The following is a 15,346-nucleotide window of genomic DNA, read 5'->3' on the forward strand; positions in this document are numbered from 1 at the left end:
TCTGAAATCAGACCGCCTTGCTGCCGACGTCGGTCCGCTGCGATGTGGATGCAGAAGGCGCGCTGTCGATGGTCTTGACCGGCTCGGGCTTCTCGGCCGGCTTGTCATCATCGGCCATGCCCTTCTTGAAGGCCTTGATGCCCTGCGCGACGTCGCCCATCAGGTCCGAAATCTTGCCGCGGCCGAACAGCAGCAGAACAACGGCGATCACGACGATCCAGTGCCAGATACTCAACGAACCCATACTGCCATCCTCCAAAACACGGGGCCGGGATTTCCGGCCAAATCTGACCGGAAAGTAGGCCCCGGAGGTGTCAAAAACAAGGATTAACCCCGCGCCAGGATTGCGCAAAGCGGCGCATTGACATGAGAGTTAATGTTCACTCGGACCCGGGCGCGGCTGTCCGCGCCGCACGCGAAAAATCAACTTTCGCCGCTCTTTTCCGGCTCCACGGCAGGCGCCAGCGCCAGTTCGAGATCGCCGGGCTCCAGCGGATCTTCGTCCTCGCGCAGCGCCGGATCGTCCGACGGCGATGGAACAGCGAACCCGCCAGGCAGCCGCGTATCCAGAAGGCCTGCACCTTTCAGCTCGTCGAGTCCGGGCAGATCGCCCAGCGCTTCCAGGCTGAACTGCGACAGGAAGGCCTCGGTGGTTCCGAAAGTCAGCGGACGGCCCGGTGTCTTGCGGCGGCCGCGCGGGCGGATCCAGCCGGTTTCCAGCAGCACGTCGAGGGTGCCCTTCGAGGTGACCACGCCGCGGATTTCCTCGATCTCGGCGCGTGTCACCGGCTGGTGATAGGCGATAATCGCCAGCATCTCGATCGCGGCCCGCGACAGGCGGCGCGTCTCGACGCTTTCACGCGTCATCAGCCAGGCAAGATCGCCCGCGGTGCGGAAGGTCCATTTGTTGGCGACGCGAACGAGATTCACGCCGCGCATCGCGTAGTCGGCCTGCAACTGCGCGAGTGCGACTTTCACATCGACGCCTTCGGGCATGCGTTTGGCGAGCGCAGATTCTTCGAGCGGTTCAGTCGAGGCGAACAGCAAGGCTTCGAGAAGACGGAGTTCTTCGGGACGCGCAGCCGCCTCGCTGGACGATTCCTGCTCGGACTCCACAACAGAGGTCTCCACAACAGACTCCTCCACGGAATCCTCTACCGGAGCGATGTGGGCAGTCGTTCTCGCCGGACTTGCCATGGCCCTGTCTCCTTCTTCCACTTACTCTACCGGCACTTCCGGCGCTGCCTGAGCGTCGGGCGGCAAATGCGCCACGTGCTTACGAAAATACAAAGGTGCGAAAGCTTCTTTCTGATGCAGGTCGAGCGTGCCTTCGCGCACCAGTTCCAGCGCCGCAGCAAAGCTCGACGCGAACACGGTCGCGCGCTGCGTCGGATCGACGACATAGCGCATCAGATGCTCATCGAGGCTCGCCCAGTCCTCGGTTTCCGCCGCGCCCACCAGCCGTTCCAGCGAAGCGCGCGCCTCCGACAGCGACCACACAGTGCGCTTGGCCAGATGCACGGTCGCGAGCACGCGCGACTGACGCTGGGTCGCGTAAGCGGTCAGCAGGTCGTACAGCGTCGCGGTCCAGCGGGAGTGCTTGACCTGCGCAATCTGTTCCGGCTGGCCGCGCGGGAAAATATCGCGCCGCAGTTGCGGCCGCGTCATCAGCCGGTTCGACGCCTCGCGGATCTGCTCGAGCCGGCGCAGCCTGTTGGCCAGCGCGGTCGCAAGATCCTCGGCGCTCGGCCCTTCTGCTTCGGGAGGCTCCGGCAACAGCAGGCGCGACTTGAGATAGGCCAGCCAGGCCGCCATCACCAGATAGTCGGCCGCCAGTTCGAGCCGCAGCTTGCGCGCAGCCTCGATGAACACGAGGTACTGATCCGCCAGCGCCAGAATGGAAATCTTGGCGAGGTCGACCTTTTGCTGACGCGCAAGCGCGAGAAGCAGATCGAGCGGGCCTTCATATCCCTCGACGTCGACAACGAGTGCCGGTTCGTCCTCGGCGTGCTCCGCCGGCAAACCTGTCTCGAAGGAAAGGATTTCCGCGCTCATGAGGTGAGACTCCCTGTCTCGCCGATCAGGCGCTCGAGTTCGGCCCGCGCCGCTCCGCGATCGAAGGGCTGCGGTGTTCTGCGCGACGCCAAGGCACGCTCCGCACGGGCCAGAGCCACGCCGGCGAGTTCAGGGGCTTCACCCGCAACCTGGCTCATTTCGTCGAGCTTGCCATTGCAATGCAGGACGACATCGCAGCCGGCTTTGAGGCTGGCGCGTGTCCGCTCCGCAATCGTTCCCTGCAAGGCATTCATGGACACGTCATCACTCATTAACAGACCCTGGAATCCGATCGTCCCGCGAATCACCTGTTCGATGATTGTCGCAGATGTCGTCGCCGGTTGGGCGGGGTCGAGGGCGCTAAACACAACATGTGCCGTCATGGCCATGGGCAGATCGGCAAGCGGTTTGAACGCCGCAAAGTCGGTTTTGGCGAGTTCCGCCGCGGGGGTATCGACCGTCGGCAGCCGAAAGTGGCTGTCCGCTGTGGCCCTTCCATGGCCGGGAATATGCTTGAGGACGGGCAAGACGCCGCCCTGCGCCAGTCCATCGGTCACGGCCCGGGCGATCTCGGCCACCTTCGCCGGGGTCGTGCCATAGGCCCGATCGCCGATCACCGAGTCCGCACCGGGGACCGGGACGTCAGCCAGCGGCAGGCAGTCCACGGTGATCCCGAGATCGGCCAGATCGGCCGCAATCAGCCGGGACGACAGGCGCGCAGCCTCAAGCCCGGTCGCCCGGTCAACCTCGTACAGCGCGCTGAAGACCGCTCCGGGCGGATAGGCCGGCCACTGCGGCGGCTGCAGCCGCTGAACCCGCCCGCCTTCCTGGTCGATCAGGACGGGGGCATCGGGCTGGTTCACAGCGGACCGCATTTCCTCAACCAGCCGAATGACTTGGTCAGGGGTTTCGATATTCCGCTTGAAAAGGATAAAGCCCCACGGCCGCTGGTCGCGCAAAAACGCGCGCTCATCGTCGGTCAGAGCGGTCCCGGAAACGCCGGTAATGAATGCGCGCACGGCCATAGATCGGCGATTAGCCCGCGCTTGGCTCCAGGGTCAAGGAAACCGGGTAAAATCACACGTGATTGTGGGCGTCATCCACAATCGCAAACGCAATCGTTCCAATGATTTGGCGAAGCTCCGAACAGCTTTCGCGATGCCGGTGTCACGCGGACACCAGCGCGGGCTCCGACATGGTGATCCGGTTCCTGACGCTGGAACGTTCCTGCATCCGCGCGTACCAGGCTTGGAGAGCCGTGCACTCTGCCGGTATCTCCACTTCGACGAGCTCCGCAAAGATCAGACCGCCGATCACCGTGATATCGGCCATGGAGAAGACCTCGCCCGCGACGAACGGCTGCCTTTTCAGAACGGCGTCGAAATAGTGCATCCCTCTCACCGCCTTGTCGCGTTGACGAAATCCCCATTCGGCGTTCTGGTAAATCTCGACATCCGGGCCGAGCCCCGGCGTGGCGTGATGGAAATAAACGCTGATGGCGTCGAGCAATTCCAGCTCGGCTCGCTTGCTCATCATGTGGATCACACCCTTTTCGCGAGCAGTCCCGCCGGTGAGCGTCGGAGCGCCGTCAAGGTTGTCGAGGTATTCGGTGATGGCCGTGCACTCGGCAATGAGAGTTCCGTCTTCGAGTTCGAGCACCGGCAGCGTGCCTGAGTAGTTCTTGGCAAGAAACTCGGGCTTCTTGTGCTCGCCTTTCCACAGATTGACTGACACGAACTGGACCCGCGATTGCAGGTTCCTTTCCGCCAACGCGATACGGACGCGCGCCGGGTACGGGCCGGTATGCCAATCGTAAATCTTCATCGCGACTTCCTTTACCATGAACCTACCTATCACTTGGTAGGCTAAAACTACCATTTATATCCGCACCGTCAACGTCTATCTACCACTTGGTAGATGTTTTGAGGGTAAGGGCGTCAGATGAGTTCAAATTCCAGGGAAGCCATTCTGGCAGCGGCCAAACAGACCGCACAGGCGCATGGATATGGCGGCCTGAATTTCCGCGAGCTTGCGGACGAGGTCGGCATCAAGGCGGCGAGCATCTACCATCACTTCCCGAGCAAGGCTGATCTCGCTGCGGCGGTCGCGAAGCGTTACTGGCAGGACTCGGCGGCGGCTCTCGATGCACTGCTGGCGGCGTCACCGGATCCTCTCAGTTGCCTGCGGCAGTATCCCGACACATTTCGCAAAGCGCTCGAGAACGGTAACCGCATGTGCCTCTGCAGCTTCATGGCTGCCGAGCATGACGACCTGCCGGAGGCAGTGCGGAACGAAGTTCAAGCCTTCGCCGATGTCAACGTGGCGTGGCTGAGCAAAGTTCTGTCCGCTGCGGGCGTGGTTGGCGCCCCCGACTGCGAACAGCGAGCGCGCGCCATCTTCGCTGCGATAGCCGGAGCTCAACTGGTTGCGCGAAGCCGTTCTGATATCTCTGTCTATGATGCATTGATCGAAAGCTACCGCGCGGCAGGTCTGCTGCCGGCGTAGTCGCCTCGACGATCACAAGGGCCGAGGCCTAGCGGCGCTGCACCACGCACTGCCCGCCGGCCGTTTTCAGGTTGCCGCAGAACGCCGCGGCTTCCTCATTGGTCCCGAACGGCCCGACCATGGCACGGTAGAACGTGCCCTTGCCGGCGATCTCGGCCTTGTGGATCGTCGCCGTGCGTGAGCCCAGGATCGAGGCATATTTGCCCTGAATCGATTTGAACGACGCCTTCGCATCGGCTTCCGACTTCTGCGACGATACCTGCACATAGGCGCCGCCGCCCGTGACAGCCGCAGGACTGATTGCTGCAACCTTCTGCCGATCGGCAGGAGCCGCCGGAGGCTGTGCCTGCGGCGCGAGTGAAACGGGTGCGTTGGCGGACGGTGCCCCTGTCGAAGCGGTGCTCGCCGGTGCCGTCGTCGACGTCCGCTGTGCCGGAGGCTGCGCACGCGCTGGCGCTGCCGGCGCGGCAGCCGCCGAATCCGGCTGATCCGGCCGGATGCTCAGGGTGCGGATTTTTCGCGGCTCCTCGCCGCCGGTCAATGTGCCGTTGCCGACGCCCGCGCCGGTCGGGCGGGCGCTAGTGGACGCGCTGGCGACCGATGGCGGGTTGGCATTCTGGGTCAAGGGCGGAAACACCACGCGCGGACCGGTCCTGGCATTGACGTCGACGGGTTGTTCCTCGCGGGACACCACGCGCTCGGGTGACTTGTCGCCGACGCGATCAGTGATCTGCTTGCTTGAACCATCGCCAGCGCCGGGAGGAATAATCTTGTTCGGGCCTGCGTCCGCCCGGATGACCGGTGGCTCGCCGCTGCGCGGAGAACCGACGAACGTTCTGTAGGCGAAGGCCGCGCCGGTGCCGACAACCGCGAGCAGCAGAACGACGACAACTGTCATCATGCCGCCACGCCGGGCCTTCGGGGCTTCCTGCTCGAAATCTTCGCCATAGGGCGGCCGGTCGTAACCGCCCTCGTCGTAATGTCCGCCCTGAGCGGTAAAGTCATCGCGGCCGGGATCATGATCGGGCCGCCCGTACAGCACGTCATCGTAACGGTCGCTGGCAGCCTGCTGACCTCGGCCCTGCCCGGTCAGCACGGGATCGTAACCGCTGTGATCGAACTGCGGGGCATGCTGGCCGTAAATATGATCCTGGCTCTGATGATGCCGTTCGTCCGCATAAGGCGGATCGTAACGCTCTGGCTCGCGATAAGGCTCTTCACGATAAGAGTCCTCGCGATAAGCCGGCTCCTGCGGCGCCTGACGCGCGGCAGCCAAATTCTGCAACCAGGACGGCCGAACGGCGGGCACGTCTTCTTCCTCGGCGGCGGGCTCATGGGCGGCGTACTGATCGCGCGGCTCATGCCGGGCCGGCTGCGCCTGCTGCTCGCGTCCAAAATTCGAGAATGGATCGGCCTGCCCGATCAGTCGCGCCAGTTCCGCCAGCGGATCGCTCTCGCCTTGCGGCTGGGCCATGCGGGATTGATCCCGGCCGTAGTCATCGTCTGCCGGAAACGGTCTGTCGCGATACTGGTTCGCCATTGCGATATTGCATCCCCTTCGGGAAAGCGCCTCGCCCGTCATTCAAACGAACGCCGCTTCTCACACACCGCCACCCGTCCCCGTGGCGGTCAAATCCCCAATTATCGCATCTCGTCCGGAGCATGGACGCCGAGCACGGCGAGACCGGAAGCCAGAACCGAGACAACGCCCTGAACCAGGGCAAGTCGCGCGATTGTTACTTCTGCATCATTCTGGATAATGAAGCGTAAATGAGGCATATCGCGCCCCTTGGTCCAAAGCGCGTGAAATTCACTCGCGAGATCATACAGGTAAAACGCGATTCGGTGCGGTTCATGTGCGACCGCCGCCGCCTCGACGATCCGCGGATAAATCGCGATCTGCCGGATCAGGCTCAGTTCGACCGGGTCGCTGAGCCGCTCGATCTTCGCGCCGCGCAGGAACGCGACACGCTCCGTTGCATCCTCGGGCAGCGACGGAACCGTCTCGCGTGCATTCTTGAAAATCGAATGCCCGCGCGCGTGTCCGTACTGCACATAGAACACCGCGTTGTCCTTGGACTGCTCGATCACCTTGGCAAGGTCGAAGTCCAGCACCGCATCGTTCTTGCGGAACAGCATCATGAAACGCGCGGCGTCGGAACCGACCTCGTCCACGACTTCGCGCAGCGTGACGAAATCGCCGGAGCGTTTCGACATCTTCACCGGCTCGCCGTTGCGCAGCAGTTTCACAAGCTGGACGATCTTCACATCCAGCGTCGCCTTGTCATTGGTGACGGCCTTGATCGCCGCCTGCACCCGTTTGATGTAGCCGCCATGATCCGCGCCCCACACGTCGACCATGTTGAGGAAGCCGCGGTCGAACTTGGTCTTGTGATAGGCGATGTCGGACGCGAAGTAAGTGTACGAGCCGTCCGATTTCTTCAGCGGACGATCGACGTCGTCGCCGAACGCGGTCGCGCGGAACAGCGTCTGCTCGCGATCCTCGTAATCTTCAACCGGCGCGCCTTTCGGCGGCGGAAGGCGGCCTTCATACACATCGCCCTTGGCGCGCAACTCCGCAATCGTCGCCCCGACGCGGTCATTGCCGTTTTCGTTGAGCGAGCGCTCCGAGAAAAATACATCGTGCCTGATGTTGAGCGCGGCGAGATCACCCTTGATCATCTCCATCATCATGAAAATGGCTTTCGCTCGTACCACCGGCAGCCACTCAGCCTCAGATTGCTTGGTCAGCTTGTCGCCGTATTCGCTGGCAAGCGCCTTCCCGACCGGCACAAGATAGTCACCCGGATAAAGCCCTTCGGGAATCTCGCCGATGGTTTCGCCAAGCGCTTCGCGATAACGCAGGAAAGCGGAACGCGCGAGCACGTCGACCTGCGCGCCGGCGTCGTTGATGTAGTATTCCTTGGTGACGTCGTAGCCCGCGAACGACAACAGGCTCGCAAGCGCGTCACCGAACACGGCCCCACGGCAATGACCGACATGCATCGGTCCGGTCGGATTGGCGGAGACGTACTCGACGTTGACTTTCTCGGCCGCTCCGATGGTGCTGCGGCCATAACTATTGCCCTGCTCAAGGACGGACCGCAATGCGCCGAACCAGGCGGATGTCTTCAGGGTCAGATTAATGAAACCGGGTCCGGCGACGTCAACGCGCTCGACAATCGGATCGGCGCGCAATTTGTCCGCGATCTTGTCGGCAAGCTCGCGCGGCTTTGCTTTCGCGTCCTTGGCCAGAACCATCGCCGCGTTGGTCGCCATGTCGCCATGGGTAGCGTCGCGCGGCGGCTCGACCACAACGCGCGACAGATCGAGACCTGCGGGAAGAACACCCTCGCCGCCGAGCGCCGCGCACACGGCATGCACGCGCGAAAGCACGTCGGCGAACAAATGCTGGGACTGGGCGGGCGAAGTCATTAGGAAGTCCTGTGTCGTGTACAAAATAGACAGTTCAGATCGTCATTGCGAGCGGAGCGAAGCAATCCATCTTTGAGACCAAAGGAATGGATTGCTTCGTCGCAAGCGCTCCTCGCAATGACGGAGTAAGCCCTTGGGCTTGCTGCCAAGGCCGGATGCCGCCGCCTAACGCAAATCCGGGGTCGAGTCAAAAAGCCGCTGATGCTCGACAATGGCGTACCGGTCGGTCATTCCCGCAATGAAATCGCCGATCCGGCGGGCCCGGCCAGCCTCGTCATGCTCGCCCTCGTCGGGCAGCCATTCGGCGGGCAGATCGCCCGGTTCGGCCTGATAGCGCGCGAACAGATCGCGGACCACCGCCTCCGCGTCCCGCATCACGCTCATGACCCGCTCGTGGCGATACATCCGCGTCTTGAGAAAGCGCTTGATCGCCGCTTCCGTTTTCTCGGCTTCGGCCGAGAAGCCGACCAGCGTTGCGTTGTGATTACGTACATCGACCGCGCTGCTTAGGCGCGCGGCACCAAGCCGCCGGCGCGTTTCCGAGAACACGTCCTCGATCAGATAGGAGATCAGTTCACGCACCAGTTCGGCACCGCGCCGGGTTTCATCGAGAACCGGATAGCGCGCGGTGATGACTGCGTTGATGTCGGCGATCAGCGGAATGGCGCCGAGATCGTCAACAGTGAACAGCCCTGCCCGCAATCCGTCGTCGATGTCGTGCGCGTCATAGGCGATGTCATCGGCCACCGCAGCGACCTGCGCTTCCAGCGAGGCGTAGCTCCACAACTCGAGATCGTGATACGCGACATATTCCAAGATGCCGACCGGCACGCCGTGCTCGCGGTAGCGGCCGACAGGCTCGCCATTGCTGTCGATCAACGGGCCGTTGTGCTTGACGATCCCCTCAAGCGACTCCCACGTCAGATTGAGGCCGTCGAACTGCGGATAGCGCCGCTCCAGCAGCGTGACAACGCGCAGGCTCTGCGCGTTGTGATCGAACCCGCCATGATCCTTCAGGCATTCGTCCAGCGCCCGCTCTCCGGCATGGCCGAACGGCGGATGGCCGAGATCGTGGGCCAGCGCCAGCGTCTCGGTGAGGTCCTCGTCGAGGCCGAGTTGCCGCGCCAGCGCGCGGGCGATCTGGGCGACCTCCAGCGTATGGGTCAGGCGGGTGCGATAGTGATCGCCTTCATGGAACACGAATACCTGTGTTTTATGCTTCAGGCGGCGGAAGGCATTGGAATGAATGACGCGGTCACAGTCGCGGCGGAACGCACTGCGCCGCAGGCTCGGCGGCTCATTGAAGCGCCTGCCGCGGCTCTGGCTGGGGTCGCAGCCATAGGCTACGCGGGGTGCTGCCATTCCGACCGACATCGAATTATTCTACTTTCGGTGTTTGATTCTGGCGTTCAGCGCACTTAACTATGCCATACGGGGACATTCAAATACCCCGGTTTCGGAGACCTATTATGACTGCCACCGAACTCGCCTCAGCCGCCGGTGTGACCATTTCCGAACGGGCAGCGAAGCGAATCGGCGCCATCCTCAAGTCGGAAGGCGACGGCGCGATGCTGCGCATCAGCGTCGAAGGCGGCGGCTGCTCCGGCTTCCAGTACAAATTCGATGTCGAGCGTGCCAAGGCAGACGACGATCTAGTGATCGAACGTGACAGTGCCGTGGTGCTGGTGGACCCCTCATCCGTGCCTTTCCTGGCCGGCTCGGAAGTCGACTTTGTCGATGATCTGATCGGCGCGTCGTTCCGCGTGGTCAATCCGAACGCGACCGCGTCCTGCGGCTGCGGCACGAGTTTTTCGATTTAGTTACATTGAATTAGACACCTGCTCCGACGCGAGCGCAGTCCAACTCCCTCTCCCGTGGGGAGAGGGTTGGGGTGAGGGCGTAGAATCTATCGAGAGAGCGTACCCCCTCACCCGGCGCTACGCGCCGACCTCGCCCCATGGGAGAGGTAAAGCAAACTCTCATGCTTTGAGTGTCGCCGGAAACGGCTCGCACCTCAGAATGACGCCAAAAAGCGCCGCTACTTATTCCCCGCGTTCTCCGCGAACAGCCGCTTCGCGTTGCCATGCGCGATCTGTTTCGCGATCCCCGGCGGCAACTGCTTCAGCCAGCCGCGATACTCGGCCATGATCGAACCGTAGCTCGCCCAGCGCTCGCTGATCCAGGTATCCGATCCCAGCAGGAAGCGGTCCGGATATTTCTCGAACATCGCGCGCCATTCCGGCGTTAGCGCCCCGCCCGCGCCGGTAATGCCGCTGCGGTAAGACAGTTCGCCCCACAACTGCGGATAAGTTGCCAGCATCGCCGCGACCCGGCTCGGCGCGAGGCTGAAGCCGGTGTGTGCCCAGATGATCTTTGCGCGCGCGTTGTGACGCATCAGGATCTCGACGGCTTCATCGTCGGCGTGGGCATGAAGGTAGAGATCGTTGGCGACTGCGAAGTCCACGGCCTTCTTGACCCACTCGGTATCTGCGGCCTTCCCCGACAGATGAAACTCTCCGATACCGCGGTAATAGCCGCGCTTGTACTCGTCCTGCACCAGATCGAAGATCGTCGGGTCGGTGAACCAGGTCTGGATGTCGGGACGAACGCGATACGGCCTGATGAACGGAACGACCCATAATCCATCCGCCTTCGCGTCCATCAGCGCGTGCGTGCCGGTGTTGGGACGGCTGGTGGCGAGAATGCCGGTGACGCGGTGCTTCCTGAACAGCGCGAGCACCTCATCGACCTGAAAATACGGCGTCGGCTCCCAGTTGTAATGCAGGTGCGCGTCGAAAATCTCGATCGGCTCTTCAATGGCCCGTGCAGGCACAGCGGAAAGCAGCACGGCGGCGGCGATGAGGAAACGCCAGCCTGTTCGTGCGGATATGATCGACATTCGAAACTCTACTCGGCCGCCGCGACGCGCGGCGGCTCGACATCCGGCGTGTCCTGCAGCGTCGGGTCGAGGCGCCGCTTGAGACGGCGGTCGATCCGGTCAAGATAGATGTAGATCACCGGTGTGATGTAGAGCGTGAGCAATTGCGACACCAGAAGACCGCCGACCACGGACACGCCGAGTGGCTGACGCAGTTCGGCGCCCGCGCCCGCGCCGAGCGCGATCGGCAGCGTGCCGAAGATCGCCGCGAACGTCGTCATCATAATCGGACGGAACCGCATCAGCGCCGCCTCGCGAATGGCATGCTCGGCACTCAGACCCGCGGAGCGGCGTTCGATGGCGAAGTCGACCATCATGATCGCGTTCTTCTTGACGATGCCGACCAGCATGACGATGCCGATCATGGCGATCACCGACAACTCCATCTTGAACAGCATCAGAGTCAGGATCGCGCCGATACCTGCGGACGGCAGACCCGAGATGATCGTGATCGGATGGATGAAGCTCTCGTAGAGGATTCCAAGAATGACGAAGGCGGCGAACACGGCGGCGAGAATAAGAACACCCTGCCCGCGCAGCGAATCCTGGAACACCTGCGCCGTGCCTGAGAAGCCGGTCGCAATGGTCGCCGGCAGGTTCGAATCCTGCTCGATCTTCGTGATCTGATCGACCGCATAGCCAAGCGAGGTGCCGGGCCGCAGGTTGAACGAGATCGTCACCGCCGGCTGCTGGCCTTGGTGATTGATCTGCAAAGGCCCGACCGTCGGCACCATCTTCGCCACCGCATCGAGCGGAATGGTCTGGTTGTTCGTCGTCTTCACATACAGCTTGGACAGATCGGTCGGATCGACGCGAAACTTCGGCTGCACTTCCAGAATGATCTGGTAGTCGTTCGAGGGCATGTAGATCGTGCCCACCTGCCGCGCGCCGTAAGCGTTGAAAAGCTGGTTGCGGATCTGGTCGGCGGTCACGCCATAGACCGCGGCTTTCTCGCGGTCGATCTCGACCGTGAGCTGCGGATTCTTGATGTAGAGATCGGTGGTGACGTCCTGCAATCCATCGACCTTGGCGATGCGGTCGCGCATCGCCGGAGCTGCGTTGTAGAGCGAGTCCGTATCGCCGCTCTGCAACGTGTACTGATACTGGCTCTTCGACGGACGTCCGCCGATGTTCAGGTTCTGGATGCCCTGGAAGAACGCCTGAAGACCCGGCACCTGCAACGCCTTCTGCCGGAGCCGCGCCATCACCACGGGCGCGGGCTGACGCTCCTCCTTCGGCTTCAGGCCAATGAACAAGCGGCCGTAGTTCGCCGTCGGATTGGGCCCGCCGGACCCGACCGTGCTGTTGACGAATTCAACCGCGGGATCGGCCCGCAGAATATCGGCAAGAAGTTTTTGCCGCGCGCTCATCGCCTCGAATGACGTGTCGGTCGCGGCCTCCGTCGTGCCGCTGAGGAAGCCGGTGTCCTCCTGCGGGAAGAACCCTTTCGGCACGATCATGTACAGCCAGATCGTGAGGCCGAGCGTAGCCAGCGTCACCACCAGCATCACCGACTTGTAGGCGAGCACGCGGTCGAGCGTCCATTCATAGGCGCGCAGCCAGGCCTCGAACATGGCCTCGAACCAGCGCAGCACGAAGTTGGGCCGGTGATGCGGATCGTGCGCCTTGAGCACGCGCGCGCAGAGCATGGGCGTCAGGGTCAGCGACACGAAGCCGGACACAAGGATGGCTACAGAGATGGTTACCGCGAACTCGCGGAACACGCGGCCAACGATGCCGCCCATCAGCAGCACGGGAATGAAGACCGCGATCAGCGAGAACGTAATTGACAGAATGGTGAAGCCGATTTCGCGCGCGCCTTTCAGCGCCGCCTCGTAGGGCTTCATGCCCTCCTCGATGTGACGCATGATGTTTTCGAGCATGACGATAGCGTCGTCCACCACGAAGCCCACCGACAGCGTCAGCGCCAGCAGCGTCATGTTGTTGATCGAATAGTCGAGCGCGTACATCACCGCGCAGGTGCCCAGCACCGAGATCGGAACCGCAAGCGCCGGAATGAAGGTCGCGGAGGCCGAGCGCAGGAACAGGAAGATCACGACGATCACAAGACCCACCGCGATCAGCAGCGTCTCTTCGACGTCGGTGACGGACTCGCGGATGGAGACCGAGCGGTCGAGGGTCACGTCCATAGTGATGGACGGCGGAACCTGAGCCCGCAGCGACGGCAGCTTGGCCCGCACCGCGTCGACCACCGCCACGGTGTTGGCGTCTGGCTGCTTCTGGATCGCCAGCACGATGGAGCGCGTGCCGTTGAACCAGGTTGCGGCCTTGTCGTTTTCGACGCTGTCGTAGATCCGCGCGACTTCGTCGAGCTTGACCGGCGAGCCGTTACGCCATGCCACAACCACCTGCCGGTAATCGGCAGCCTTGTTGAGCTGCCCGGACGCCTGGATGGCGATGTCCTGCTTCGGACCGTTCAGGGTGCCGACCGGCGTCGAGGAATTGGCGCGCGAAACTGCCGCGCGGATGTCCTCGAGCGACAATCCGCGCGCGGCTGCCGCCTCAGGATCGGCCTGCACGCGGATCGCAAACTTCTGCGGACCGTAGATCAGAACCTGCGCGACGCCGGGAATCTGCGAGAGCGTCTGGCCGATGGTGATGTCGCCGTATTCATTGACGGTCGACAGCGGCAGCGTCTCCGAACTCAGCGACACGAACAGCACGGGGAAGTCGGCCGGGTTCACCTTGCGGAAGCTCGGCGGGACGAGCATCTCGACCGGCAGGCGGCGCTGCGCAATCGTCAGCGCGGTCTGCACGTCCAGTGCTGCGCCATCGATGTTGCGGTTGAGGTCGAACTGGATGGTGATCGAGGTCGTGCCCTGCGAGGAGCTCGACGACATCGACGAAATGCCGGCAACCGTCGAGAGCTGGCGCTCGATCGGACCTGCAACCGAGGCCGCCATTGTGTCGGCGCTCGCGCCGGGCAAGGTCGCCGTGACCTGAATGGTCGGGAAATCAACCTTGGGCAGCGCGGAGACCGGCAGCAGCCGGAACCCGAACACGCCGAATGCAATAATCGACGCCGTCATCAGCGTCGTCATCACCGGTCTGCGGATACAGAGTTCCGACAGGTTCATCTATTAAGCTCCGGCCTTGCGGCTGCGAGGCGCGACGGGCGTGCCGTTGGACAGCAGCAATTGACCATCAACAACGATATCCTCTCCGCCTTCCAGACCACTGTCGACCACGGAAAAACCCTGGAACGTGCGGCTGATGGTAACGGGCTGAACCTGCGCCTTGCCGTCCCGGACCACGAACACGAAGTTCCCTGTCTGGCTGCGCTGGACGCCGACCGATGGCACAATGACCGCCTCTTCGGTCCGCACGGTGAGCGTGGTGTTGACCAGAATACCCGGCCACAGCAGTTCGCTCTCGTTGCCCATCATGCCGCGCACCGTCACCATGCCGGTGGTCGGATCGACGGTGTTCTCCACCATGGCGATGGTGCCGGTCTCCGACTTGCCGTTGCCGGGGATCGTCGCCGTGACCGACGACTTGCCGTCCTTCATGGCATCGCGCAGATCGCTCAGCACGCGCTGGGGAATTGCGAAGGTGACGTAAACCGGCGCCATCTGGTTGATGGTCGCAAGGGGCGACGTATCCGCCGGCCGGACGAAGTTTCCGACCTTGACGGTCGCCGCGCTGATCCGGCCGCTGATGGGGGCCGTAATCTTGGTGTAGCTTTTCTGAACCTTCAGATTATCCAGAATGGCCTGATCGGCCTGAATGGTCGCGGTCGCGGTGTCCGCCGCGGTCTTCGCATTGTCGACATTGACCTGCGTGGTCGCGCCCTTGCCGATCAGTTCGTTGAAACGCCTCATGTCGCGCTCGGCGGCGACGAGCTGCGATTGCGACCGTGCAAGATTGCCTTCCGCCTGCGCGATCTGCGCATCGATCTGGCGCGAATCCAGCGTGAACAGCAAATCGCCTTCCTTGACGCGGGCGCCGTCCTCGAAATGAACCCCGACGATGGTGGTCTCGACGCGGGATTTCAGCGCAACGCTCGAAATCGGGGTGACTGCGCCGATGGAATCCACATCGAGCGGCACCGGCTTCTTTTCAGCCTTCGCGACTTCGACGGAGACTGCTTGCCGCGGCGGAGCTTGCGCGGTGGTCGCGCCGCTCGTCCACATCGACCGGGTCGCATAGAGCGCGACGGCCGCAATAAGAATGCCCGCAATGAGCAAAGTACGCCGTTTGAAAAAATTTCCGTTCATGCCGTCTCTCAGGTTCAGGATTCAGGCTGCGCGAGCACGCCAGACAGCCGCCGTTTCCAAACCCCATAGTGCTGGTTTTCCAGCGTTAATTTGTATTCGGCTTATCACAGCCACACCGCCCGTGGTACGGGATACCGGGGATTCTTTGGAATAATGCCCCACGTAACTAACGGGA

The 15,346-nt window shown here is 62.7% G+C and carries 13 protein-coding genes; 2 read left to right on the forward strand and 11 right to left on the reverse strand.

Going from position 1 to position 15,346, the window contains the following annotated elements; all coding sequences use genetic code 11:
- Positions 1–7: 7 nt before the first annotated feature.
- From AC1RM7_RS03455 to AC1RM7_RS03475, 5 genes are all read right to left on the reverse strand, one after another.
- Complete coding sequence (locus AC1RM7_RS03455; protein ID WP_024575378.1) at positions 8–244, reverse strand: twin-arginine translocase TatA/TatE family subunit; 237 nt, start codon at positions 242–244, stop codon at positions 8–10.
- A 179-nt stretch (positions 245–423) separates the two neighbouring features.
- Entirely contained in the window at positions 424–1,197 is a 774-nt protein-coding gene (gene scpB / locus AC1RM7_RS03460) for an SMC-Scp complex subunit ScpB (RefSeq protein ID WP_024919340.1), read from the reverse strand.
- A gap of 21 nt (positions 1,198–1,218) precedes the next feature.
- Positions 1,219–2,055 (reverse strand): segregation and condensation protein A, encoded by an 837-nt coding sequence (locus tag AC1RM7_RS03465; protein ID WP_006020676.1) that lies wholly within the window; start codon positions 2,053–2,055, stop codon positions 1,219–1,221.
- On the reverse strand, positions 2,052–3,080 hold the full coding sequence (gene nagZ, locus AC1RM7_RS03470) for a beta-N-acetylhexosaminidase (protein WP_024919341.1): 1,029 nt from the start codon (positions 3,078–3,080) through the stop codon (positions 2,052–2,054). The genes AC1RM7_RS03465 and nagZ overlap by 4 nt, the downstream gene beginning before the upstream one ends.
- Before the next feature lie 142 nt (positions 3,081–3,222).
- Positions 3,223–3,879 carry a glutathione S-transferase gene (locus tag AC1RM7_RS03475; RefSeq protein ID WP_024919342.1) on the reverse strand — a complete coding sequence of 219 codons (657 nt, stop codon included), beginning with the start codon at positions 3,877–3,879 and terminating at the stop codon, positions 3,223–3,225.
- A 117-nt stretch (positions 3,880–3,996) separates the two neighbouring features.
- On the opposite strand from AC1RM7_RS03475, the gene AC1RM7_RS03480 reads away from it, so the two are divergent.
- Positions 3,997–4,560: a TetR/AcrR family transcriptional regulator gene (locus tag AC1RM7_RS03480; RefSeq protein ID WP_024919343.1), complete on the forward strand. Its 564-nt coding sequence runs from the start codon at positions 3,997–3,999 to the stop codon at positions 4,558–4,560.
- 28 nt (positions 4,561–4,588) lie between these two features.
- Here AC1RM7_RS03480 and AC1RM7_RS03485 read toward each other — a convergent pair whose 3' ends face one another.
- From AC1RM7_RS03485 to AC1RM7_RS03495, 3 genes are all read right to left on the reverse strand, one after another.
- The gene (locus AC1RM7_RS03485; protein ID WP_024919344.1) at positions 4,589–6,100 is read right to left on the reverse strand and encodes an SPOR domain-containing protein; all 1,512 of its coding nucleotides are present in this window, start codon (positions 6,098–6,100) and stop codon (positions 4,589–4,591) included.
- A 101-nt stretch (positions 6,101–6,201) separates the two neighbouring features.
- On the reverse strand, positions 6,202–7,995 hold the full coding sequence (argS, locus tag AC1RM7_RS03490; protein ID WP_024919345.1) for an arginine--tRNA ligase: 1,794 nt from the start codon (positions 7,993–7,995) through the stop codon (positions 6,202–6,204).
- A 165-nt stretch (positions 7,996–8,160) separates the two neighbouring features.
- On the reverse strand, positions 8,161–9,369 hold the full coding sequence (locus tag AC1RM7_RS03495; RefSeq protein WP_024919346.1) for a deoxyguanosinetriphosphate triphosphohydrolase: 1,209 nt from the start codon (positions 9,367–9,369) through the stop codon (positions 8,161–8,163).
- Positions 9,370–9,464: 95 nt separating this feature from the next.
- Here AC1RM7_RS03495 and erpA point away from each other — a divergent pair, with 95 nt between their 5' ends.
- Positions 9,465–9,815: an iron-sulfur cluster insertion protein ErpA gene (gene erpA, locus AC1RM7_RS03500; RefSeq protein WP_006020683.1), complete on the forward strand. Its 351-nt coding sequence runs from the start codon at positions 9,465–9,467 to the stop codon at positions 9,813–9,815.
- A 218-nt stretch (positions 9,816–10,033) separates the two neighbouring features.
- Here the strand turns inward: erpA and AC1RM7_RS03505 are convergent, their stop codons facing one another.
- Genes AC1RM7_RS03505 through AC1RM7_RS03515 form a run of 3 tightly spaced genes read right to left on the reverse strand, consistent with a single transcriptional unit; the run spans position 10,034 to position 15,171 of the window.
- Positions 10,034–10,894: an amidohydrolase family protein gene (locus AC1RM7_RS03505; RefSeq protein ID WP_024919347.1), complete on the reverse strand. Its 861-nt coding sequence runs from the start codon at positions 10,892–10,894 to the stop codon at positions 10,034–10,036.
- An 8-nt stretch (positions 10,895–10,902) separates the two neighbouring features.
- A complete protein-coding gene (locus AC1RM7_RS03510) occupies positions 10,903–14,031 on the reverse strand; it encodes an efflux RND transporter permease subunit (RefSeq protein WP_024919348.1) in 3,129 nt (1,042 codons plus the stop codon).
- Between the two features lie 3 nt (positions 14,032–14,034).
- Positions 14,035–15,171 carry an efflux RND transporter periplasmic adaptor subunit gene (locus AC1RM7_RS03515; RefSeq protein ID WP_006020686.1) on the reverse strand — a complete coding sequence of 379 codons (1,137 nt, stop codon included), beginning with the start codon at positions 15,169–15,171 and terminating at the stop codon, positions 14,035–14,037.
- Positions 15,172–15,346 lie beyond the last annotated feature (175 nt).

Source organism: Afipia sp. GW822-FHT03D08, assembly GCF_058801645.1.

Bases quoted from the DNA above. Each gene is read 5' to 3' on its own strand.
- AC1RM7_RS03455 (WP_024575378.1), bottom strand. From the start codon at position 244: ATGGGTTCGTTGAGTATCTGGCACTGGATCGTCGTGATCGCCGTTGTT.
- scpB (WP_024919340.1), bottom strand. From the start codon at position 1,197: ATGGCAAGTCCGGCGAGAACGACTGCCCACATCGCTCCGGTAGAGGAT.
- AC1RM7_RS03465 (WP_006020676.1), bottom strand. From the start codon at position 2,055: ATGAGCGCGGAAATCCTTTCCTTCGAGACAGGTTTGCCGGCGGAGCAC.
- nagZ (WP_024919341.1), bottom strand. From the start codon at position 3,080: ATGGCCGTGCGCGCATTCATTACCGGCGTTTCCGGGACCGCTCTGACC.
- AC1RM7_RS03475 (WP_024919342.1), bottom strand. From the start codon at position 3,879: ATGAAGATTTACGATTGGCATACCGGCCCGTACCCGGCGCGCGTCCGT.
- AC1RM7_RS03480 (WP_024919343.1), top strand. From the start codon at position 3,997: ATGAGTTCAAATTCCAGGGAAGCCATTCTGGCAGCGGCCAAACAGACC.
- AC1RM7_RS03485 (WP_024919344.1), bottom strand. From the start codon at position 6,100: ATGGCGAACCAGTATCGCGACAGACCGTTTCCGGCAGACGATGACTAC.
- argS (WP_024919345.1), bottom strand. From the start codon at position 7,995: ATGACTTCGCCCGCCCAGTCCCAGCATTTGTTCGCCGACGTGCTTTCG.
- AC1RM7_RS03495 (WP_024919346.1), bottom strand. From the start codon at position 9,369: ATGTCGGTCGGAATGGCAGCACCCCGCGTAGCCTATGGCTGCGACCCC.
- erpA (WP_006020683.1), top strand. From the start codon at position 9,465: ATGACTGCCACCGAACTCGCCTCAGCCGCCGGTGTGACCATTTCCGAA.
- AC1RM7_RS03505 (WP_024919347.1), bottom strand. From the start codon at position 10,894: ATGTCGATCATATCCGCACGAACAGGCTGGCGTTTCCTCATCGCCGCC.
- AC1RM7_RS03510 (WP_024919348.1), bottom strand. From the start codon at position 14,031: ATGAACCTGTCGGAACTCTGTATCCGCAGACCGGTGATGACGACGCTG.
- AC1RM7_RS03515 (WP_006020686.1), bottom strand. From the start codon at position 15,171: ATGAACGGAAATTTTTTCAAACGGCGTACTTTGCTCATTGCGGGCATT.